The following is a 21312-nucleotide window of genomic DNA, read 5'->3' as shown; positions in this document are numbered from 1 at the left end:
GCCGTAGAACAAAGCCGTAAAACAAAAAAGCCCCTCGCAGGAGGGGACGCCACGCCGACTCCGGCAACCGCCCGAAGGCTCAGCCGGTCCTGGTCAGCGCGGCCGGCTAAGGAGCAGGCGCACGGTTCGCATGGGCTCAGGGTACCGCACGGTCAAGCGGCGCCCGTCGGGTTATCCGGCCTTGACCGCCGCGTCGAACTCGCGCAGCGCCGCGGCCACCCGCCCGGACTGCATGCCCGCCGCCAGCATCCTCGCCTGGTCGGCGGTCTCCGCGGCGGCCCCGTGCTCGCCGGTCCGCCGGTAGGAGTCGGCCAGCCGGACCATCAGCAGCGCCTTGGTTCTGGCCCGGTCCGGTGCGAGCGCGCCGGTCGCGGCCAGCAGCAGGTAGCGGGCCCGCTCGTGGTCGCCGAGGAAGAGGTAACCCTCCCCCACCATGCCCTCCAGGTCGGCGCGTTCCTGGCGGTCGTCCTCGCCCGCCTCCGCCTCCTCCAGCGCCTGGAAGGCCCGTTCGGCGACCGCCTCGGCGCTGATCGGCTCACCCTTCTTGCCGTGCGCCCGCGCGATCCGGCCGAGCTGGAGCGCCCGTTCGGCCGGGGTCAGCACCTCGTCGGCGGCGCGCAGCGCGGTGGAGAGCATCGCGACCGGGTCCAGGCCCCGCCCGCCGGAGTTGTGGGTGGCCTGCGCGGCCAGGCAGCCCACCACGCTCACGCCCAGCCTGGGGTCGCCGGAGACGTGGGCGGCCCGCAGTGCGGCGACGAAGGCACGCTGGGCGGCCGCATCGTTGCCCAGGTCGTAACTGGCCCAGCCGACCAGCCTGGCCAGTCGGCCCGCCACGCCGTACAGGTCCCGGCCGAGCTGCTCGTCATAGGAGCCGAGTTCCAGCAGCTTGCCCACCAGCGCCAGTTCGGCCTTGGCGGGGCCGAGGATCAGTCCGCCGCCGTAGGTGCGCTCCAGCCGCTGCTTGCTGTCGTAGGAGATCCGCAGGTCGGCCAGGTGCGCGGGGGCGATCCGCAGGGCGCCCTCGCCGCCGGTGACCTCGGGCGGCGGGGAGGCCCAGTGGCGGGCGGCCTGTTCGAGCTCGGCGCCGCGGAACAGGTCGGTGAGGCGGACCGGCGTGGTGTCGGCGCCGGCCTCGTGCAGGGCGGTCTGGGCGGTGTCCGCGGTCCACGGGTCGGTGAGCAGCCGGGGCGAGAGGATCTTGGCGCCGCGCCCGCTGCCCATCCGGCCCCAGAGCTGCTCGTACGTCACCGCGATGCCGACGGCCCGGCTGAGCACCTCGCAGACCGTCTGGTCGTGCGGCGCCCTGGGGACCATGCCGCGGTCGCGCCACTTGTAGGGGGCGGTCGAGCTGATCGCCAGTTGGGCGGGGAGGCCGGTGTTGACCTCGCGGGCGAGGCGTTCGGGGCTCCAGCCGAGCTGGTGGAGTATCCGGGCCAGTTCTTCGTTCCGCTTGCGCGCCAGATCCGCCATGGCACGACCGTAACTGCCGAGCCGGGCAGCCGGGTAGGCCACCGCGGACTGAACGCGGCGGCGCGGTACGGGACTTCGGCCGAGCCCGGGGACACAACGCGGAAGGCCGCCTCCCGGTCCGGGAGGCGGCCTTCCAACTGTGGAGCTACGGGGAATTGAACCCCGGACCTCTTGCATGCCATGCAAGCGCTCTACCAACTGAGCTACAGCCCCTTGTTCTTCTTGTCTCCGGCGGTTTCCCTGCGGTCTCCCTCGGCGACGTGGACAACTGTACACGTTCCTGCGGGCAGTCCCCTAATCCGCTCTTCGGCCCGGCGCCACGGGCTCCGGCGCGCGGGCGGTCACGGACGGTCGCCGCACGGCCACCCCGGAAATCACCATGAAAGCTTCACGGAGGAGTGCCTTCCGTTTACCCGACCGACCCCCGTACGCTTCCCGGACCCCCGGCTGACCGCCACGCCGGGGGGCCACCCGGAATGCCGCCGGCCGTCGCTGCTCACCCCCATGGAGCAGCGCCGGCCGGCGTGACGGATCCGCCGCCCGTCAGACGGCGGCGCGCCGGGTGCGCAGCGAGAAGACCGTGGCCAGTGCGAAGGCGGCTGCGATCGCCGCCGTGGCCACCAGCAGGGCGTGCCCCGAAGTGCCGTGCGAGGACGGGTAGTTGACCTGGCCGAGGAAGACCGTGCCGAGCAGTGCCACCCCGACCACCTGGCCGAGCTGGATCAGCGTCACCATCACCCCGCTGCCGTCGGCGGCGTCCGCAGGGTCGACCCGGCCGAGCGCCCGGGCGAACAGCGGGCTGTACGCGCACCCGGCCGCCAGGCCCACGGCCGTGAGCACCAGTTCGGAGCCGAGACCGATCTCGCCGCCGCCGCGCAGCATCAGTCCGAAGACCAGGTAGCCGGGCGCCACCACGGCCAGGGCCAGCGTCGGCAGCGGACGGTGCAGCCGCTGCGGCAGTCGCTGCCAGTGCAGGCTGGAGAGGCCGAAGCCGACCGCGACCGGCGCGGAGAGCAGCCCCGCCCGCAGCGCACTGTGGCCGAGACCGGCCTGCTGGTGCAGGGCGAAGGAGAACATGAAGCCGGAGAAGCCCGCCATGATCAGGAAGATCGCCCCGGAGGCCGGGAGCAGCCCGGGGGCGCGCAGCACCCGGGCCGGGACCAGCGGTTGGCCGCCGCGCGCGGCGATCCGCCACTCGACCAGGCCGAACAGCCCGAACATCAGCACGCTCCCGGCCAGCATCGCCCAGCCCCAGGCGGGCCAGCCCAGCTCGTGCCCGAGCACCAGCGGCACCACCAGCAGCCCGAGCGCCGCCGCCAGCACCAGCAGGCCGGCCACGTCGAAGCGGCGGGAGGCGTCCCCGGGGATCACCGGCAGCAGCCGCCGGCTGAAGGCCAGCAGGGCGAGGCCGATCGGCACGTTCACCAGGAACACCGGCCGCCAGCCGCTGCCGAACAGATCCGCGCTCACCAGCACCCCGCCGACCACCTGCCCGATCGCCATGCCGCCCGCCAGCACGGCCGAGTACAGTCCGAGCGCCCGGGTCCTGGCGGCGCCGGTGAAGGTCCGCTGGATCAGGCTCATCACCTGAGGCACCATCAGCGCCGCGCCCACCCCCTGGAGCAGCCGGAAGCCGATCAGCGCCCCGGTGGAGGGAGCCAGCCCGCAGGCGAGTGAGGCGGCGGTGAAGCCGACCAGGCCGTACTGGAACAGCCGGCTGTAGCCGAACCGGGCCCCCAGCCGGGCGCCGGTGATCAGCAGCACCGCGTAGGCGATGGTGTACCCGGCGATCACCAGCTGGAGGGCGGCGCCGGAGGCGTGCAGGTCCGTGCGGATGGTCGGCACGGCGACATTGACGATGGAGACGTCGAGCAGGGCCATGAACTGGCCGGTCAGGACGAGGGCCAGCAGCAGCCCCGGGCGGACGACGCCGCGCGCGGCCGGGGCCGGGCCGCCGGAGGACCGGCCGGTCGGGGACTGCGTTCTCGGGGACTGCGTGCCCGGGGGCTGCGTGCCCGGGGCCGCGGTCGCGGCGATGGTCGTTCGGGTCTGGAGATCCGTCATGGGTACCAGCGTGCTGGCTTGCGGATACTGGTGGTTAGAGCCTGTTGATCCTGGTACTGGCAGCACCCCCCACCGGGCTGCCGTCCGGTCCGAGGATCCGTCACGATGGGGGAATGACCGTGCTGGACACCCGTACCGAACCCGCCGACGCGACCGCCGCCGCTGCCACCAACCGGGACCAGCGCCGTTCCGAGCTGGCCAACTTCCTCAAGGCCTGCCGGGCCCGGGTCAGCCCCGAGGCGGTCGGCCTGCCCGCCGGGCCGCGCCGCCGCACCCCGGGGCTGCGCCGCGAGGAGGTGGCCCAGCTCGCCGGTGTCGGGGTGACCTGGTACACGTGGCTGGAGCAGGGGCGGCCGATCAACGCGAGCGAGCAGGTGCTGGAGGCGGTGGCCCGCACCCTGCGGCTGGACAGCACCGAGCGCGAGCACCTGTTCCGGCTGGCCGGCCTCACCCCGAGCCGCCGAGGCGAGACGCCCTGCCCGATCCTGGACCCGGTCAGCCAGGTGATCCTGGACGAGCTGAGCCCGCTGCCCGCCGCGATCTGCAACAGCCGCTACGACCTGCTGCGCTTCAACAGCGCGTACGACGCCCTGTTCCCCGGCGCGACCCGCCCGAGCGCGCCGCAGGGCCGCCGCAACAGCATGTGGTGCGCCTTCACCGTCCCGGCCTGCTGCAACCCCTTCCTGAACCGGGACGAGGAGCTGCCCCGGATGGTCGGCGTGCTGCGCGGCGCGTACGGGCGCCACGTCGGCGAGCCCGCCTGGGAGGAGTACATCCGGGACCTGGCGGCGGCCAGCCCCGAGTTCCGCGAGCTGTGGGCCCGCCAGGAGGTCGCCCCGCCCCGGACGTCCCGCAAGGTCTTCCGGCACGCCCTGGTCGGCGAGATGTGCTTCCAGGCCTCGTACCTGACCATTCCCGCCGCCCCCGAGGCGTACCTGGTGGTCTACACCCCGGAGAGCCCGCGCGACCGCGAGCTGGTGGAGCAGCTCGTCGCGAACCCGAGCGCCCGGGCCACCGACCCCGGCCACGTGCACACCCGCTGAGCGGAGCGGGACCACAACGCCGAAGGGCGCCCTCCCGACCGGGAAGGCGCCCTTCGGCGTCTGTTGTGGAGCTACGGGGAATTGAACCCCGGACCTCTTGCATGCCATGCAAGCGCTCTACCAACTGAGCTACAGCCCCGCGAACCGGGCAGCCCTGACGGACCACCGATGCGGAGTGGAGCTACGGGGAATTGAACCCCGGACCTCTTGCATGCCATGCAAGCGCTCTACCAACTGAGCTACAGCCCCTCGGAGGACTTCCCGCCTCCCTCTCGGGCGGCGTTCTTTCCTGCGAACGAGGAAGACTCTAGCTGGTCAGGCCCGGAACTGCGAAATCCCGTCGTACCGGCGCCCTCAGGTCTCGTCCCCGATGACCGGCTGCGGGAGGGTGCCCGCGTTGTGCTCCAGCAGCCGCCAGCCGCGCGCCCCCTGGCCCAGCACCGACCAGCAGCAGTTGGAGAGACCGCCGAAGCGCTCCCACTGCTCCGCCTCCATGCCGAGCAGCCGACCGATCATGGTGCGGATGGTGCCGCCGTGGCTGACCACGACCAGCGTGCCCTCCACGGGCAGCTTCTCGACCGCCGCCATCACCACCGGGACGGAGCGGTCCGCCACCTCGGTGGCCAGCTCCCCGCCACCGCGCCGGACCGGCTCGCCCTTGGCCCACGCCTCGTACTGCTCCGGGAACCGCGCCCGGATCTCGGCGTTGGTCAGGCCCTGCCACTCACCCGCGTACGTCTCCCGCAGACCCTCGTGGTGGTCCACCTCCAGGCCGGTGAGCCGGGCCAGCTCGACGGCGGTGCGCCGGGCCCGGGTGAGGTCGGAGGAGATCAGCAGGTCGGGCCGGAGGCCGGCGAGCAGCTTGGCCGCCCGCTGGGCCTGGAAGATGCCCTGATCGGTCAGGTCGATGTCGGTCGTGCCCTGGAACCTGGACTCCAGGTTCCAGGACGTCTGACCGTGCCGCCAGAAGACGATGCGCGGGCCCCCCGCGGCGCCGCTCAGCGCTCGTCCTCGGCGACGGCGTTGCCCGCGGCGTCGGTGATCACGTTCTCCGGGCGGTTCCGGGTGGCCAGCGCGTCGGCGGGCAGCGGCAGCTCGGGGCAGTCCTTCCAGAGCCGGTCCAGCGAGTAGAAGGAGCGCTCCTCGGAGTGCTGGACGTGGACCACGATGTCCAGGTAGTCCAGCAGGATCCAGCGGCCCTCGCGCTCGCCCTCGCGGCGCACCGGCTTGATGTCGAGCTGCTCGCGCAGCTGGTCCTCGATCTCCTCGGCGATCGACTTGACCTGGCGGTCGTTGGAGGCCGACGCGATCAGGAAGGCGTCGGTGATCGACAGCACCTCGCTGACGTCGAAGGCGATGATGTCGTGGGCCAGTTTGTCGGCCGCCGCCTGGGCGGCGACGGTGATCAGTTCCTGGCTCCGGTCAGTGGCAGTCACGGTGTTCTTCCCGCTCGATGTACACAGATACGGTTTCCAGGATCTCATGAACGCGAGAGGGCCCCGGCGGAGTTCTCCGGGGCCCTCGGTCGCGGGCGGCTACTGGCCCTTGCCCGGCTGGTAGTCCTTGCCCAGGACCACCACCAGGTCGGCGTTCTGCGCGTCGGTGGTCTTCTTCACCGCCGACTCCTTCAGCCCGAGCGTGATCGCCAGCGACTTCGCGGCGGCCGCCCTGGAGTCGTCGGTGTAGCGGACCTCGCTGAGCGCCTGGGTGCTGTTCGCCTTGCCCCCGCTCGGGATCACGTCCAGACCGGCGTTGGCGACCGCCACCAGCGCGGTGTTCGCCGACTGGTCGCTGCCCGAAGCGTTGACGATGCTGACCCGGGCGGTCCCGCCGCTGCTCTGGGCCTTGTGCACGGTGCCGCCGAGCACCTCCTTGACCTGCGCGCCCGCGGTGGCCTCGTCCAGCGTCCCGTCCGGCTGCACCTTGAGCGTGCTGGTGCCGAAGCTGCCGTCCTTGGCCAGCTTGGCGAGCTGCGCCAGCACCCCGGCCAGCGCCTGCTCGGGCAGCGAGGGGTCGAGCACCGCGTTCATCCGGTGCACGTCGTCCTGCGCTTCGGACAGATCGGTCGGCATGGTCCGCACCAGCGCGTCCAGCACCTGCCCGAACCGGGCCAGCTGGGCGTCCCGGCCCTCTCCGGGCGCCTGGGTGGTGGCGTACGTGACGGCGGCGTCGCCGTTCAGCGTGACGCCCTTGCCCACCGGGGCGGCCACCTTGCCGTCCGGGCCCTTCACCTCGACGTTGGTGTCCACCTTCACACCGCCGAGCTGGGCCACCAGCAGCTTCAGATAGGGGGTGTCCAGCCGCCAGGTGCCGGCCACGGTCGCGCCGAGCACGGTGCTGAGACCGTCCCTGGTGCCGGACGCGCCGATCGAGTCCATCGCCTGCCCGAGCGAGGTGGTCGCGGACTCCCCGCTGCTGGGCAGCTTGAGGGTGTCCGGCAGCAGCAGGACCGAACCCTTGTGCCCGGACGCGTCGTCGACCAGCAGCGCGCTGCTCACCTTGCCGTTGAGCTCCCGCAGCTGGACCACGTTCACCTGCCGCGGCCCGGCCGCCGCCGCCGCGGTCTTGGGCCCGCCCAGCTTGCCGCTCCACCACAGGTAGCCGGCCCCGCCGCCCGCGATCAGGACCAGCACCACCACGGCCGCGATCAGCCGGGTCCGCAGCCTGCGCTTGCGCTCGTCGCGGCGCTCGCTGCGGGACTCGGCGAACTTCAGCCAGTCGATGACGTCCTCGGTCTCCTCCGCCGGTTCGTCGACGAAGGTGAACTCGCCCGTCGCGTAGGCGTCGTCCGGCGCCGCCCCGACCCGCTCGGCCTGCGGCTTCACCGCCGGCTGCACGGGCTGCGGCACGGGCCGCCGGGCCTGCGGCGGGACCGGCTCCGCGACCGGCTCCGCGGGACGCGGCGGCGCGGCGACCGGCTGAACGACGGGCTGGGCCACCGGCTGCTGCTGGTAGTAGTACTCCTGCGGCTGCTGAGGCTGCTGCTGGTACGGCTGCTGGGGCTGCGCGTACGGGTCGTGCACCGGCTGCTGCTGGTAGTAGTACTCCTGCGGCTGCGGCTCGTACGGCTGGGGCTGCTGGTAGTCCTGGTACTGCTCCTGGGCGTACCCCTGTTGCTGCCCGTACCCGTACGGGTCCCGCCCCTGGTCCTGCTGTCCCTGGCCCTGGCCGTGCACCGGCTGCCCGTACCCGTCGTAACCCGGCTGCTGGTACCAGCCGCCGTCCTCCGGTCCCCTGCGGTCTGCCGTTCCGGTCACGCGGCCCCTCCCGGGATCAAGGCTGCTGGGCCGGCGCGTACAGCGCCCGCTTGTGGATGTAACGGACCACGCCGTCCGGGACGAGGTACCAGACCGGCTCGCCCTTGGCGACCCGTATCCGGCAGTCCGTGGAGGAGATGGCCAGCGCGGGCACCTCCACCAGGGAGACCCCGCCCACCGGAAGCCCGGCGTCCGACAGAGTGTGCCCCGGCCGGGTGCATCCGATGAAGTGGGCGAGCTCGAAAAGCTCCTCCGAATCGCGCCAGGAGAGGATCTGGGCGAGTGCGTCGGCGCCGGTGATGAAGAACAGCTCGGCGTCCGGGTGCAGGGCGTGCAGGTCCCGCAGGGTGTCCACGGTGTAGGTGGGGCCCTTGCGGTCGATGTCGATCCGGCTGACCGAGAACTGCGGGTTCTCCGCGGTGGCGATGACCGTCATCAGATAGCGGTCCTCGGCGGAGGTCACCTCGCGGTGGCTCTTCTGCCACGGCTGTCCGGTCGGTACGAAGATCACCTCATCGAGGTGGAATGCGCTCGCCACCTCGCTGGCGGCGACCAGGTGCCCGTGGTGGATCGGGTCGAAGGTGCCGCCCATCACGCCGAGGCGCTTCTTCACCAGTCCGCCGGGGGTCTCGGCCTGCTGTCCCATGCCGCCACACCTTACGCGACGCTCGTTACCGCCGGACACGCGCGGATATCCGCGGATATCGGGGCAACGGCGAGGAGCGCCCGGCGGCCGCCGGGCGCTCCTCGCCACCGATCAGTGGTACCCGCGCTGCTCAGCGGTCGCGGTTGAAACGCGTGGTCACGTAGAGCAGCAGCAGGAGGATCAGGAAGGCGCAGCCGCCGGTCAGCAGCGGGTTGAGGCTCTCGTGGTTGCCACCCTCGGCGATCCGGGATACGGCGGGCAGAACGTTATTGCTCATGGTCGGCGGACCTTCTCGGCTCGGTGAGGGACCAGGACGCGGGCCGGTGGCCTGCATCCCTATCGTACGGGTGGCGTTACGGCAACCGCTCGGCGGCCCACCGCGTCTGACCCCTCGTAGGCGTCCGCCGAAGGCCGGTCGCCGGCTCAGTCGTTGCGGAAGGCCCGCGCCATGATCCAGACCAGCAGTCCGACGCCCACGAACGACGCCACCAGGACGATCCGCAGGAACAGCCCCGGTCCCGCTTCGCTGGAGATCGGCCCGGCCAGCTGCGTCAGGCTCTCGACAGGGGACATGGTGGGCTCCTCAGGGCAGGGGGCGGTCCCGCAGGACCTCCGGTAGAGCCAGCGTAGACCCGCACACGCGGACAGCGGACGGGACCCCCGGCGTACCGTGGGCGGCGGGGACGAGTACGGACGAACGGGCGTTGTAGCCAACAGCAGCGGGGGCCGGACGGGAACCGGTGCCGGCATCGACCAGGAGGTACTCACATGACCGACATGACCAAGCCGAACACGCCGAGCCGCCGCCGCGAGCGCTTCCCCGGGATCTCCACCCGGGCCTGGGAGCACCCGGCGGACCGTTCCGCCCTGGTCTCCCTGCGCAAGCTCTCCGGCTTCGACGAGGTCCTCAAGAAGCTGGCCGGCCTGGTCTCCGAGCGCAGCATCCGCCTGATGTTCCTGGCCACCGCCGTGCGGACCGGCGAGCGGCAGTTCCCCGAGCTGCACGCCATGGTCCGCGACGCGGCGTACGTCCTGGACCTGGAGCGGGTGCCCGACCTGTACGTGACCCAGGACCCTGCGGTGAACGCCATGTGCATCGGCATGGACACCCCGGTCATCGTGGTGACCAGCGGCCTGGTCGAGCTGCTCGACGAGGAGGAGCTGCGGGCCGTGATCGGCCACGAGGTCGGCCACGCGATGTCCGGCCACGCGGTCTACCGGACGATGCTGCTGATCCTCACCAACATCGCCACCAGGATCGCCTGGCTCCCGCTCGGCAACCTGGCCATCACCGCCGTGATCACCGCGCTCAAGGAGTGGTTCCGCAAGGCGGAGCTCTCCTGCGACCGGGCCGGACTGCTGGCCGGCCAGGACCTCCAGGCCTCCATGCGCGGTCTGATGAAGCTGGCCGGCGGCCACAACCTGGCCGAGATGAACGTGGACGCCTTCCTGGAGCAGGCCGAGGAGTACGAGAAGGCCGGCGACCTGCGCGACGGCGTGCTCAAGCTCCTCCAGGTGCTGCCGCAGACCCACCCCTTCGCGGTGGTCCGGGTGGCCAAGCTGAAGAAGTGGGCGGAGAGCGAGGAGTACCGCTCGATCCTCGCCGGTGCCTACCCGCGCCGCGCGGACGACCCGGACGCCTCGGTCGGCGAGCAGTGGAAGGCCGCCGCGGACTCGTACTCCAAGAGCGTCAAGGAGAGCAAGGACCCGCTGATGGGCCTGCTCCGCGATGTGGCGGGCGGCGTCGGCAACGTCGGCGGAAAGCTCCGCGACACCTTCACCGGCTCCCGCAACTCCGACCAGGACTGACACCCGCAGCACACGACCAGGCAGCGCCCCAGGGGCGCGGGGAACCGCTCGACCGACTGCGTGCGCACCCGGCCGGTCCGTGGGCTTCGGCGTTCCCCGCGCTCCGGGCCCTGCACCGCCGGGGCTCGGCGCCAGGGCTCGGCGGTCGGTACAGCGGCGGTCAGTGCTCGGCGGTGATCGGCGCGAGCACCCCGCACTGCTGCCAGGCCGGCACCGAGTGGTCCCCCGGGTTCACCGCGGGCGGCGGGCCGGCCGACTGCCCGGCCAGCAGCGGCTGCAGGTGGTCGGCCAGCTGCACTCCGCACGCCGTGGGCCCGGCCTGCAGGACGGAGTCGACCAGCCGCACCCTGGCCGCGCCGATGTCCGTGTGGTCGAACTCGAACCGCAGCTCGCGGCGGACACTGAACAGGCTCACCGGCCCGGAGGTGTCCGTCCCGGCGGTCCGCAGGGCGTAGACGAAGGTGTGGTCGGTGTCGATCTCCAGCGTCCCGCTGTCCGCCTCGGTGACCTTCATGCCACCGGAGACCTTGACCGAGTCGACGGCCAGCGCCACCCTGCCCGGGTCGAAGCGGACCAGCCAACCGGTGGCGGCGTGGTGCTGGTCGTCGTTCGGCGAGTTCAGGCTCTGGTCGTACTGCGCCTGCTCGCCGGGCGTCACCAGGGTGCGAACCGCACCCGTCGCCTCCTGCTCCAGGGTCGCGGGGTCCATCGAGGAGGCGACCAGGAAGCGCTGGACGGTGTCCAGCGCCCGGGTGACCTCGACCCGGGTGAAGTGGGCCGTGGCCGCGCCCGCCGGGGTGCCGAGACCGGCCGCGCCGTCCGCGTAGCCGGAGGGCAGCGCGGCGAACGGGTTCTTCGGGTCCGCCACCGCGGAGACCGGCGAACTCGGGCTGAGTGCGACCACACTGACGGTCAGTTGGTTGCCGGTCGGCTGGACCCCGATCCGGCGCGGTGAGCTCACACCGAAGTAGACGGCCGCCGCGAAGGCCATCACGACGATCAGCAGCAGCGCCACCGCCTGCCGGGGCAGCGAACCGATCTGTCCGAATCCGAACCTCGGCCGCACCCCGCGCGAGTAACCGCCGAGCCGCTCGCTGGCCGACAGCTCCTGGATCCGGGCAGCCCGGACGAACGACTCGTCGAACACGACGGATCGGTACTCGTCCTCGTTTCCGGAACCTCCGTCGGGCGTACCCTCCGGAGGTTCGCGCGGGTCACCCATAACACCAGAGTAAGACCGGGATGCGGCCCGCTTCGAGGGCTGGGACGCAACTTCCCCCGGCGGTGGTCGTCACCCGGTCTGCAACGCCATCGGCGGGGAGCCCACCGGGGCACTCGACGTCGCACCGGGACCGGCTCCGCCGGGGACGGCCGTACCGCTCTCGGGACGGCTCGTGCCGGTCTCCGGGCGGCGGGGCGAGTCGGCGGCCCCACCGGCACCCCGGTAGATCGCGGCGACCGCCAGGGCCGCCACCCCGATCACCATCACCACCGCGAGCACCCAGGCCACCGGACGGTGCCAGCGCTGCTGCGCAACGTACCGGCCACGGGCCGGCCCGCCGGGGGCGTACCCGAAGGCCCGGGTCTGGCGACGCCACCGCGCGGCCCGCCCGGCCCGCCCCGGAGCTGACCAGGGGTCAGGGTAGAGGCGGTCGTCGTCCAGGCTGCTCGGGTGCGGGCGCAGCTCCAGCGGGAGCCCCTCCCCGCTGACGGTCAGCTCGTAGCCCCGGCCGAGCAGGCCGGTGTCAGGTTCGAACCTCGCCTCGGCGGCGGCGAGCTGGCGTTCCCTGGCGCTCGGCTCGTGTACGGCGGCGGACCGGACGAAAGCCTCGTCGAGTACCACGGTGGCGAACTCGTCGTCCGCACCACCGTGGTCGGCGCCGTCGGGGTACGGTGAGCCCCCCACATCCTCAGCCACGGACTCAGGGTATTACCGGGCGCGCCGTTTGTCTGTGGCTCCCGTCAGTTGGGCTGGGACGAACCGCCGGGCTCAGCCCTCGGCCGAGCCCACGGTCTGCGTCCGCTCGCCGCGCACGTGCCCGTCACCAGTGACGATGTACTTGGTCGAGGTCAGCTCCGGCAGGCCCATCGGGCCCCGGGCGTGCAGCTTCTGGGTGGAGATGCCGATCTCCGCACCAAACCCGAACTCACTCCCGTCGGTGAACCGGGTGGAGGCGTTGACGGCCACCGTGGTCGAGTCCACCAGCTGGGTGAAGCGGCGGGCGGCCGCCTGCGAGGTGGTCACGATCGCCTCGGTGTGCCCGGAGGACCAGCGGCGGATGTGCTCCACCGCGGCGTCCAGCGAGGGCACGACGGCGGCGGCGAGGTCGTAGGAGAGGTACTCCGTCTCCCAGTCCTCCTCGGTCGCCGGGACGACGGTGGCCCGGCCGCCCTCGGCCGCCTTCAGCACCGCCTCGTCGCCGTGCACGGTGACCCCGGCCTCGGCCAGGGCGTCGAGGGCGAGCGGCAGGAAGACGTCCGCGATGTCCTGGTGGACCAGCAGGGTCTCGGCGCTGTTGCAGACGCTGACCCGCTGGGCCTTGGAGTTGAGCAGGATGCCGACGGCCATCGCCAGGTCGGCCCTGGCATCCACGTAGACGTGGCAGTTGCCGGTCCCGGTCTCGATCACCGGCACCGTGGAGCCCTCCACGACGGTACGGATCAGCGAGGCGCCGCCGCGCGGGATCAGCACGTCGACCAGGCCGCGGGCGCGCATCAGCTCCTGCACCGAGTCCCGGCTCTCGCCGGGGACCAGCTGGATCACGTCCGCGGGCAGGCCGGCGGCGGCCGCGGCGTCCCGCAGCACCGCGATCAGAGCGGTGTTCGAGCGGTAGGCGGAGGCCGAGCCGCGCAGCAGTACCGCGTTGCCGGACTTCAGGCAGAGCGCGGCGGCGTCCACCGTGACGTTCGGCCGGGCCTCGTAGATGATGCCGACCACGCCGAGCGGCACCCGGATCTGCCGGACGTCGAGGCCGTTGGGCAGGGTGTAGCCGCGCACCACCTCGCCCACCGGATCGGGCAGACCGATCACGCTCCGCACATCGGCGGCGATCGCGGCGATCCGCTCCTCGGTCAGCGTCAGCCGGTCGATCACCGACTCGGCCGTGCCCGCCTCCCGGGCGCGGGCCACGTCCTCGGCATTGGCCTCGGCGATCTCGGCGCTCCGGGCCACCAGCGCATCGGCGATCGCCGACAGCGCGGCGTCCTTCGCCCGGCGCGGCAGCGGAGCGAGCACGGCGGCCGCCGCACGGGCTCGGCGCGCAACGGCGAGGACGGGACTGTCGGTGGTGGCGTGGTCGCTGCTCATGCGAGAAAGGGTAGCGACTGCGGCGGCCCGACCCGATCCGCATTTCGGCCGCTGAGACTGCCGTCCGCAGCCAGACGACCCCTTCGGTGCCGGCGGGCCTCCTTCAGGCGGCGGGGAACCACGCAGCACGGAAGGCCCCTGCCCCTGAAGGGCGCCAGGCTCAGGAACGCCAGGTCCGCCCGCTCCGCGAACCCGGCCCGCGCCGCCTTCCCCCCGTGCCCCGGGCGCTGCCGCCGGCCGCCGCTCAGTACGGGTGCACCCCGCCCAACTGCGGTGGCGGATCGCCGAAGCCCTCCGCCACCCGCTTGTGGTAGGTGGGCCGGTCCACGACCTCCAGGCCGACGATCTCCCACGGCGGTAAGTTCGCCGAGGCCTTGTGCTCGCCCCACAGCCGCAGCGCGATCGCCGCCGCGTCGTGCAGGTCCCTGGCCTGCTCCCAGTAGCGGATCTCGGCATGGTCGGCCGCGTAGCGGGCCGTCAGGAAGAAGGAGTGGTCGTGCGCCAGCCGTTCGAGCGCCACCCGCAGCTCCGCCAGCGGCGTGACCTGCCCGGCCACGCTGAGCACCACGTGCCAGAGTCTGGCCTGCTCCGCCTCGGGGCACTCTCCGTCACCCGACTTCCGGCCCAACTCCCTTGCACTGTCGGATCGTTCCTCCACCGGACCGCCCTCGGTCCGGCCGCCCGCGATGCTGGTCAGCCTCCGCTGGGGCGTCTCTTCGGGCAGCGCTCCGCGCGTGCGTCCCACCGACGGCCTCCTGTTCGGCATCGTGTCCGGGCCGACCGCGCCGACCGCGCGCGGCCCTCCCCCTGGCGGGAGCCGCCCCTGGGCCGCACGCAGGCCCCCACGGGCGGTCAGCCGCGCAGGATGACCAGGTCGTCGCGGTGGATGACCTCACGCTCATAGGCGGCGCCGAGCTCCTGGGCCAGTTCCCGGGTGGACCGGCCGAGCAGACGGGGCAACTCCCTCGCATCAAAGTTGACCAGCCCACGGGCGACGATGTGGCCGTTTTCGCCAAGAAGGTCCACCGGATCACCGGCAGTGAAGTCCCCGTCCACCCGGGTGACCCCGGCCGGCAGCAGCGACTTCCCGCCCGAGACCACGGCCTCGACCGCCCCGGCGTCCAGTTGCAGGGCGCCCCGGGGGGTACTGGCGTGCTCCAGCCAGAGCAGCCGGTCGGCGGAGCGGCTGCCGGTACGCAGGAAGAGGGTGCCGGTGGGGCGGCCGGCCAGCGCGTCGGCGGCCTGGCTGGCGGCGGTGAGCACCACCGGGATGCCCGCGCCGGTGGCGATCCTGGCGGCCTCCACCTTGGTGACCATGCCGCCGGTGCCGACGCCGGCCTTGCCCGCAGTGCCGATCTCGACGCCGTCCAGGTCGTGCGGGCCGCCGACCTCGCCGATCCGGCTGGTGCCGGGCTTGCTGGGGTCACCGTTGTAGAGGCCGTCGACGTCGGAGAGCAGGATCAGCAGGTCGGCCCGGACCAGGTGGGCGACCAGCGCGGCCAGCCGGTCGTTGTCACCGAACCTGATTTCGGCGGTGGCAACGGTGTCGTTCTCGTTGACGATCGGCATCGCGCCCATCGCCAGCAGCTGGTCCAGGGTCCGGTACGCGTTGCGGTAGTGCGCCCGCCGGCTCGCGTCCTCGGCGGTCAGCAGCACCTGGCCGACCCGCACGCCGTACCGGGCGAAGGAGGCGGTGTAGCGGGCCACCAGCAGGCCCTGGCCGACGCTGGCGGCCGCCTGCTGGCGGGCCAGGTCCTTGGGCCGCTTCTCCAGGCCGAGCGGGGACAGCCCGGCGGCGATCGCACCCGAGGAGACCAGCACGATCTCCGGGGCGTCCGGGCCCGAACGGGCCTTGGCCAGGGCGTCCACCAGTGCGTCGACCCGGTCGGCGTCCAGGCCGCCGGCCGCGGTGGTGAGCGAGGAGGAACCGACCTTGACCACGATCCGCCGTGCGGTCAGGACCTCCTGACGCAGTGTCGAAACGGTCATCACTTGCCTCCGCTGGTGCATGCGGCGGGCCCGCCGCCGGATCGTAATGTACGCGATCCGACGACGGGCCCGTGACGTCACTCAGCCCGTGGACTCGGCAGGCCCGAGGGGCGGGCTCAGTTGTCCTCGTCGCCCTCGATGGCCTGGCGGCTGTTGGAGAGCGCCTCGAAGGCCAGGTACTCCTCCTCGGCCGCGTCCCGGCCCTTCTGCTTCTCGCGGCGGCGGTCGACGGCCGGGCGCTGGGTCTCGAAGCGGTGGTCCTCGCCACGGCGGCCGAGCATCTCGGCACCGGCGGCCATGGTCGGCTCCCAGTCGAAGACCACGGCGTTCTCGTCGGGGCCGATGATGACGGTGTCGCCCTCCTTGGCGCCGACCTTCCACAGCTCCTGCTCGACACCGAGCCGGGCCAGGCGGTCGGCGAGGTAGCCGACGGCCTCGTCGTTGGAGAAGTCGGTCTGGCGGACCCAGCGCTCCGGCTTGACGCCGCGCACCCGGTAGGCGCCCTCCTCCTCGACGACGGTGAAGCCGGCGTCGTCCACGGCCTGCGGCCGCAGCACGATCCGGGTGGCCTCCTCGATCGGCTTGGCGGCACGGGCCTCGGCGACGATCTGCGCCATCGCGAAGCTCAGCTCGCGCAGACCCTTGCGGGAGGCGGCGGAGACCTCGAAGACGCGGTAGCCGCGCTCCTCCAGGGAGGTGCGGGTCAGGTCGGCGATGTCCTGGCCGTCCGGAACGTCGATCTTGTTGAGCGCGACCAGGCGCGGCCGGTCCTCCAGGCCGCCGTACTGGGACAGCTCGGCCTCGATGGTCTCCAGGTCGGTGAGCGGGTCGCGGCCCGGCTCCAGGGTGGCGCAGTCGAGCACGTGGACCAGCACCGAGCAGCGCTCGACGTGCCGCAGGAACTCCAGGCCCAGGCCCCTGCCCTGGCTGGCGCCCGGGATCAGGCCGGGGACGTCGGCAACGGTGTAGACCGTCTCCCCGGCGGTGACCACACCGAGGTTGGGGACCAGGGTGGTGAAGGGGTAGTCCGCGATCTTCGGCTTGGCGGCGGAGAGCACCGAGATCAGCGAGGACTTGCCGGCGCTCGGGTAGCCGACCAGCGCCACGTCGGCGACGGACTTGAGCTCCATGACGATGTCGCGGGACTCACCGGGCTCGCCGAGCAGCGCGAAGCCCGGGGCCTTGCGGCGGGCGGAGGCCAGTGCCGAGTTGCCCAGGCCGCCCCGGCCGCCGGCGGCGGCGACGAAACTGGTGCCGTGGCCGACCAGGTCGGCCAGCACGTTGCCCTGCTTGTCCAGCACCACGGTGCCGTCCGGCACGGGCAGGATCAGGTCCTCGCCGGTGGCGCCGGTGCGGTGACCGCCCGCGCCCGGCTTGCCGTTGGTGGCCTTGCGCTTGGGCGAGTGGTGGTACTCGAGCAGGGTGGTGATGTTGGCGTCGACGGTGAGGATGACGCTGCCGCCCTCACCGCCGTTGCCGCCGTCGGGTCCACCGAGCGGCTTGAACTTCTCCCGGTGCACGGAGGCGCAGCCGTGGCCCCCGTTACCCGCGGCGACGTACAGCTCGACGCGGTCCACGAAGGTGGTCATTGGTGTGCCTCCAGTACGAGATAAGAAAAGGTTTCCTGCGGTAAAGCATGAAGGGTGGACCGGAACATTCCGGTCCACCCCTCACAGAGAGTCTTGACGCTGTGTCAGAGAACTCAGGCCTCGACGGCCACGATGTTCACGACACGACGGCCACGACGGCTGCCGAACTGCACGGCGCCGTCGGTCAGCGCGAACAGGGTGTCGTCGCCACCACGGCCGACGTTGGCACCCGGGTGGAAGTGGGTGCCGCGCTGGCGGACGATGATCTCGCCGGCGCTGACGACCTGGCCGCCGAAGCGCTTCACGCCGAGGCGCTGGGCGTTCGAGTCACGGCCGTTACGGGTAGAGCTTGCGCCCTTCTTGTGTGCCATCTCGCTATCCCCTTACTTGCTGACGGAGTCGATGCTCGTGATGCGCACAGCGGTGTGCTGCTGGCGGTGACCCTGACGACGGCGGTAGCCGGTCTTGTTCTTGTAGCGCAGGATGACGAGCTTCTCACCCTTGGTCTGGTCGACGACCTCGGCGTGGGCCTTCACGCCGCCGAGCACCCACGGGTCGGAGGTGACGGCGTCACCGTCGACGACCAGGATGGTCGAGAGCTCCACCGAGTCACCCGGCTTGGCGTCAATGCGGTCAATCTCCAGCACGTCGCCGACGGCGACCTTGTGCTGGCGGCCGCCGGCGCGAACGATCGCGTACATGCGGTACCTGCTTTCCATACTCGGTGCGGAACTCTCGATGCCAGCCGCCTGGGTACGGACACAGGGGCCTCTCCCGGCCCTTCTCACGAAGGTTCGGGAGGTGATGTGCTCGGGAGCATGGCGTCAGACACGCCAAGGGTCAAGAATACGGACCAGCCGCCACATGGGCAAACCGGACCCCGTACGTGCCCGGGGGCGGACCGAAACGCCGTCCCCGGGCAGTGGGCTCACTCAGCCGCGCCATCACTTTCGGCGGCTGCCGCCTTCTTGGCCGCCGCGCTGGTCCGCTTGGTCGCGGTCTTGCGGGCGGTGGTCTTCTTCGCCGCTGCCGTGGTCTTGGCGGCGGCGGTCTTCTTCGCTGCGGTCTTCGTGGTCTTCTTCGCGGCCGTCTTGCGAACGGCGCGCTTCTTCGGCGCGGGCGCCTCGACCTCGACAGCGGCCTCACCCTCGACCGGAAGCTCGGCCGGGACCTCGGCGGCGGCCTCGACCGCAGGAACGGCCTCCTCCGCCACGGCCTCGACCGGGACCTCGGGGGCAGCCTCGACGGCAGCGGGGGTCTCGGCAACCTCGGCGACCTCGGCAGCCTCGGCGACCTCGACGGCCTCGCCCTTGACCGCGGCCTCGGCCGCGGCGAAGGCGGCCTCGACCGCAGCCTCGGCACGAGCCTGGAGCACCACGATCTCCGCCTCGCCCGGCGTACCGGCCGGGGCCGTCGCCTTGCGCACCGCGCGGCGGCGGGGACGGGTGGCCGGAGCCGCGGCCGGGGCGGCCGGGATCTCGACCAGGCTCGGCTGGGCCTCGGCCTCGACCGGCGCCGGGACGACGATCTCCAGCTGCTCGGCGGCCTCCTCGACCGCGACCGGCTGCTCGGCCTCGGCCTCAGCGGCCTCGACCGCCTGGAGCTCGGCCTGCGCCTCCTCCGGCCCGGTGCCGCCCTTGCCCCGGCGGCGGCGCTTGCCGCCACCCGAGACGGCCTCGCCGGTCACGGCGGCAGCGCCGCCACCGCCGTGGGTGTGCGGCTGGTCCATGTGGACGATCACGCCGCGGCCGTTGCAGTGCACGCAGGACTCGGAGAAGGACTCCAGCAGGCCCTGACCGACCCGCTTGCGGGTCATCTGTACCAGGCCCAGCGAGGTGACCTCGGCCACCTGGTGCTTGGTCCGGTCCCGGCCCAGGCACTCCAGCAGGCGGCGCAGCACCAGGTCGCGGTTGGACTCCAGCACCATGTCGATGAAGTCGATCACGATGATGCCGCCGAGGTCGCGGAGCCGCAGCTGCCGGACGATCTCCTCGGCCGCCTCGATGTTGTTCCGGGTGACGGTCTCTTCGAGGTTGCCGCCCTGACCGACGAACTTGCCGGTGTTGACGTCGACGACGACCATCGCCTCGGTCCGGTCGATCACCAGCGAACCGCCGCTGGGCAGCCAGACCTTGCGGTCCAGCGCCTTCATCAGCTGCTCGTCGATCCGGTACGTGGCGAACACGTCCACGTCGGACGTCCACTTCTGGAGCCGCTCGGTGAGGTCCGGGGCCACGTGGGAGACGTACTCGTGGATGGTGTTCCAGGCGTCGCCACCGCTGACGATGACCTTGGTGAAGTCCTCGTTGAAGATGTCGCGGACGACCCGGACGGTCATGTCCGGCTCGCCGTAGAGCAGCGCCGGGGCGTTGCCGGTGGCGGCCTTCTTCTGGATCTCCTCCCACTGCGCCTGCAGGCGCTGCACGTCACGCGTCAGCTCGTCCTCGCTGGCGCCCTCGGCGGCGGTGCGCACGATGACGCCGGCGTCGTCCGGGACGATCTTCTTGAGGATCTGCTTCAGGCGGGCGCGCTCGTTCTCGGGCAGCTTGCGGCTGATACCGGTCATCGAGCCCTCGGGCACGTAGACCAGGTAGCGGCCGGGCAGCGAGATCTGGCTGGTCAGGCGGGCGCCCTTGTGGCCGATCGGGTCCTTGGAGACCTGCACCAGCACGGACTGGCCGGACTTCAGCACGGACTCGATCCGGCGCGGGCCGCCGTGGCCGCCCAGCGCACCGAAGTTGACCTCACCGGCGTAGAGCACCGCGTTACGGCCCTTGCCGATGTCGACGAAGGCGGCCTCCATCGACGGCAGCACGTTCTGGACCTTGCCCAGGTACACGTTGCCGACGTACGAGGTGGCCTGCTCCTTGTTGACGTAGTGCTCGACGAGCACGCCGTCCTCCAGGACGCCGATCTGGGTCCGCTGGCCGTTCTGGCGCACCACCATGACCCGCTCGACCGACTCCCGGCGGGCCAGGAACTCGGCCTCGGTGATGATCGGCACCCGGCGGCGGCCCAGCTCGCGGCCCTCGCGGCGGCGCTGCTTCTTGGCCTCCAGACGGGTGGAGCCCTTGATGGACTGCACCTCGTCCGGGTCGAAGGAGGGCTCGGTGGAGCGGCGGCGCGGCTCGCGCACCTTGACCACGGTGCGGACGCCGTCCTCGGTGGTCTCGGCGGCGATCTCGACGCCCGTCTCACCGGTCCGGCGACGACGGCGACGACGGCGACGCGAGGAGCTCAGACCCGCAGCCAGGTCGTCCTCGTCCTCCTCGTCCACCTCGGCGGCGGCCTCCTCCTCGGCGGGCTGCTCGGCCTCGGCCTGCGCCGACTCGGCCTCGAAGTCCTCGGCCTCGCCACGGCGGCGGCGACGGCCGCCCCGGCGACGGCGGCGGGACGGACGGTCGTCCTCCCACTCGCCCTCGGCCTCGGGACCTGCGGCGACGGCGGCCTCCTCGGCCGGCTCCGCGACGGCGACCGGCTCGGGCCTGGCAACCGGCTCGGGCTTGGCGACCGGCTCGGGCTTGGCGGCGGCGCGGGCGGCGGGGCGGCCGGCCCGGCCCGGGGTGCTCACCCGGACGGGCGTACGGACGCGGCGGCGACGGCCGACACCGCTGTACTCGAACTCGTCGTCGTGCGACTCCTCGGCCTCGACGGCCGCCGGAGCAGCCGGGGCCGGAGCCTGCACGGGGGGCTGCGCAGGGGCCTGCGCCTTGGCCGGGGCCGGGGCGGTGAACGGCGCCGGCTCCTGGAAGACCGGGGCCTGGAAGATCGCGGTGGACGGGCGCACGGCGCGACGGCGGGCCCGGGGGGCGGACGTCGGCTCCTCCGCCACCGGCTCGGGCTTCGGCGCCTCGACCGGGGCCGGGGCCACCACGACGGCGGCGGGGGCCTCGGCGGCCTCCTCCTCCGGCTGCTCCTCGGTCTCCTCGACGGCGACCGGCGCGGCCTCGACCACTCGGCGGGCACGACGACGACGCGCGGGCGCGGCGGACTCCTCGGCGGCGGGTGCCTCGGCGGGCGCCTCGACCGGCGCGGGGGCCTCCGGGGCGCTCACGACGACCTCGGCGGCCTCAGGCGCACCGGCCGGGGACTCGACACGCTTACGGGTACGGCGGGCCCGCACCGGCTTCTCGGCCAC

Annotated in this window: 19 protein-coding genes and 3 tRNA genes; 2 read left to right on the top strand and 20 right to left on the bottom strand. The window is 72.5% G+C overall.

Translation table 11 applies throughout. The annotated features are described in order from the left end of the window. Positions 1-171 precede the first annotated feature (171 nt). The 3 genes from UK12_RS10375 to UK12_RS10365 all read right to left on the bottom strand — a co-directional run bounded on the left by UK12_RS10375 (position 172) and on the right by UK12_RS10365 (position 3534). Positions 172-1470 carry a hypothetical protein gene (locus tag UK12_RS10375; protein ID WP_045302092.1) on the bottom strand — a complete coding sequence of 433 codons (1299 nt, stop codon included), beginning with the start codon at positions 1468-1470 and terminating at the stop codon, positions 172-174. Between the two features lie 140 nt (positions 1471-1610). Continuing rightward, a tRNA-Ala gene (locus UK12_RS10370) sits at positions 1611-1683 on the bottom strand. Between the two features lie 330 nt (positions 1684-2013). After that, entirely contained in the window at positions 2014-3534 is a 1521-nt protein-coding gene (locus UK12_RS10365) for an MFS transporter (RefSeq protein ID WP_082119486.1), read from the bottom strand. 113 nt (positions 3535-3647) lie between these two features. Between UK12_RS10365 and UK12_RS10360 the strand changes: the two genes are divergently transcribed. After that, entirely contained in the window at positions 3648-4577 is a 930-nt protein-coding gene (locus UK12_RS10360) for a helix-turn-helix transcriptional regulator (RefSeq protein WP_045302090.1), read from the top strand. A gap of 66 nt (positions 4578-4643) precedes the next feature. On the opposite strand, the gene UK12_RS10355 is transcribed toward UK12_RS10360, so the two are convergent. The 8 genes from UK12_RS10355 to UK12_RS41110 all read right to left on the bottom strand — a co-directional run bounded on the left by UK12_RS10355 (position 4644) and on the right by UK12_RS41110 (position 9053). Continuing rightward, positions 4644-4716: transfer RNA gene (locus UK12_RS10355), tRNA-Ala, on the bottom strand. A 37-nt stretch (positions 4717-4753) separates the two neighbouring features. After that, positions 4754-4826 (bottom strand) — tRNA-Ala (locus tag UK12_RS10350). Between the two features lie 105 nt (positions 4827-4931). Further along, complete coding sequence (locus tag UK12_RS10345; RefSeq protein WP_269432006.1) at positions 4932-5552, bottom strand: histidine phosphatase family protein; 621 nt, start codon at positions 5550-5552, stop codon at positions 4932-4934. A 23-nt stretch (positions 5553-5575) separates the two neighbouring features. After that, entirely contained in the window at positions 5576-6013 is a 438-nt protein-coding gene (gene rsfS / locus UK12_RS10340) for a ribosome silencing factor (protein WP_045302086.1), read from the bottom strand. Positions 6014-6112: 99 nt separating this feature from the next. Beyond that, positions 6113-7834 (bottom strand): LytR C-terminal domain-containing protein, encoded by a 1722-nt coding sequence (locus UK12_RS10335; RefSeq protein WP_045302084.1) that lies wholly within the window; start codon positions 7832-7834, stop codon positions 6113-6115. 16 nt (positions 7835-7850) lie between these two features. Further along, the gene (nadD, locus tag UK12_RS10330) at positions 7851-8480 is read right to left on the bottom strand and encodes a nicotinate-nucleotide adenylyltransferase (protein WP_045302082.1); all 630 of its coding nucleotides are present in this window, start codon (positions 8478-8480) and stop codon (positions 7851-7853) included. 130 nt (positions 8481-8610) lie between these two features. Further along, on the bottom strand, positions 8611-8757 hold the full coding sequence (locus UK12_RS41115) for a hypothetical protein (protein ID WP_197084726.1): 147 nt from the start codon (positions 8755-8757) through the stop codon (positions 8611-8613). Between the two features lie 146 nt (positions 8758-8903). Next, positions 8904-9053, bottom strand: coding sequence for a hypothetical protein (locus UK12_RS41110; RefSeq protein WP_197084725.1), 150 nt, complete (start codon positions 9051-9053; stop codon positions 8904-8906). 195 nt (positions 9054-9248) lie between these two features. Here UK12_RS41110 and UK12_RS10325 point away from each other — a divergent pair, with 195 nt between their 5' ends. Further along, positions 9249-10289, top strand: a complete 1041-nt coding sequence (locus tag UK12_RS10325) for a M48 family metallopeptidase (protein ID WP_045302080.1) — start codon at positions 9249-9251, stop codon at positions 10287-10289. Positions 10290-10449: 160 nt separating this feature from the next. Here the strand turns inward: UK12_RS10325 and UK12_RS10320 are convergent, their stop codons facing one another. The 9 genes from UK12_RS10320 to UK12_RS10280 form a co-directional block, all read right to left on the bottom strand. Then, complete coding sequence (locus UK12_RS10320) at positions 10450-11511, bottom strand: SCO2583 family membrane protein (protein WP_045302077.1); 1062 nt, start codon at positions 11509-11511, stop codon at positions 10450-10452. A 69-nt stretch (positions 11512-11580) separates the two neighbouring features. Beyond that, the gene (locus UK12_RS10315) at positions 11581-12207 is read right to left on the bottom strand and encodes an SCO2584 family spore wall biosynthesis protein (protein WP_045302074.1); all 627 of its coding nucleotides are present in this window, start codon (positions 12205-12207) and stop codon (positions 11581-11583) included. A gap of 72 nt (positions 12208-12279) precedes the next feature. Continuing rightward, the gene (locus UK12_RS10310; protein WP_045302073.1) at positions 12280-13596 is read right to left on the bottom strand and encodes a glutamate-5-semialdehyde dehydrogenase; all 1317 of its coding nucleotides are present in this window, start codon (positions 13594-13596) and stop codon (positions 12280-12282) included. A gap of 244 nt (positions 13597-13840) precedes the next feature. Further along, a complete protein-coding gene (locus tag UK12_RS10305) occupies positions 13841-14341 on the bottom strand; it encodes a hypothetical protein (protein ID WP_045302071.1) in 501 nt (166 codons plus the stop codon). 107 nt (positions 14342-14448) lie between these two features. Beyond that, positions 14449-15585, bottom strand: a complete 1137-nt coding sequence (proB, locus tag UK12_RS10300; RefSeq protein ID WP_045302069.1) for a glutamate 5-kinase — start codon at positions 15583-15585, stop codon at positions 14449-14451. Positions 15586-15701: 116 nt separating this feature from the next. Further along, entirely contained in the window at positions 15702-17174 is a 1473-nt protein-coding gene (obgE, locus tag UK12_RS10295; RefSeq protein WP_045302067.1) for a GTPase ObgE, read from the bottom strand. A gap of 113 nt (positions 17175-17287) precedes the next feature. Further along, positions 17288-17545, bottom strand: coding sequence for a 50S ribosomal protein L27 (gene rpmA / locus UK12_RS10290; RefSeq protein ID WP_045302065.1), 258 nt, complete (start codon positions 17543-17545; stop codon positions 17288-17290). Positions 17546-17557: 12 nt separating this feature from the next. Then, entirely contained in the window at positions 17558-17875 is a 318-nt protein-coding gene (gene rplU, locus UK12_RS10285) for a 50S ribosomal protein L21 (protein ID WP_045302063.1), read from the bottom strand. A gap of 227 nt (positions 17876-18102) precedes the next feature. Beyond that, the coding region (locus tag UK12_RS10280) for an Rne/Rng family ribonuclease (RefSeq protein WP_045302060.1) at positions 18103-21312 on the bottom strand (3210 nt) is incomplete at its 5' end.

This window comes from Saccharothrix sp. ST-888, from assembly GCF_000955975.1.
In the GTDB taxonomy this organism is placed as follows: domain Bacteria; phylum Actinomycetota; class Actinomycetes; order Streptomycetales; family Streptomycetaceae; genus Kitasatospora.
The sequence above is the reverse complement of the archived record's forward strand: the minus strand, read 5'-3'. Positions and strand labels throughout refer to the sequence as shown.

Coding starts and splice junctions, on each gene's coding strand:
- UK12_RS10325 (WP_045302080.1), top strand. CDS start 9,249: ATGACCGACATGACCAAGCCGAACACGCCGAGCCGCCGCCGCGAGCGC.
- UK12_RS10320 (WP_045302077.1), bottom strand. CDS start 11,511: ATGGGTGACCCGCGCGAACCTCCGGAGGGTACGCCCGACGGAGGTTCC.
- UK12_RS41110 (WP_197084725.1), bottom strand. CDS start 9,053: ATGTCCCCTGTCGAGAGCCTGACGCAGCTGGCCGGGCCGATCTCCAGC.
- obgE (WP_045302067.1), bottom strand. CDS start 17,174: ATGACCACCTTCGTGGACCGCGTCGAGCTGTACGTCGCCGCGGGTAAC.
- UK12_RS10365 (WP_082119486.1), bottom strand. CDS start 3,534: ATGACGGATCTCCAGACCCGAACGACCATCGCCGCGACCGCGGCCCCG.
- rplU (WP_045302063.1), bottom strand. CDS start 17,875: ATGTACGCGATCGTTCGCGCCGGCGGCCGCCAGCACAAGGTCGCCGTC.
- UK12_RS41115 (WP_197084726.1), bottom strand. CDS start 8,757: ATGAGCAATAACGTTCTGCCCGCCGTATCCCGGATCGCCGAGGGTGGC.
- UK12_RS10310 (WP_045302073.1), bottom strand. CDS start 13,596: ATGAGCAGCGACCACGCCACCACCGACAGTCCCGTCCTCGCCGTTGCG.
- nadD (WP_045302082.1), bottom strand. CDS start 8,480: ATGGGACAGCAGGCCGAGACCCCCGGCGGACTGGTGAAGAAGCGCCTC.
- proB (WP_045302069.1), bottom strand. CDS start 15,585: ATGACCGTTTCGACACTGCGTCAGGAGGTCCTGACCGCACGGCGGATC.
- rpmA (WP_045302065.1), bottom strand. CDS start 17,545: ATGGCACACAAGAAGGGCGCAAGCTCTACCCGTAACGGCCGTGACTCG.
- UK12_RS10375 (WP_045302092.1), bottom strand. CDS start 1,470: ATGGCGGATCTGGCGCGCAAGCGGAACGAAGAACTGGCCCGGATACTC.
- UK12_RS10360 (WP_045302090.1), top strand. CDS start 3,648: ATGACCGTGCTGGACACCCGTACCGAACCCGCCGACGCGACCGCCGCC.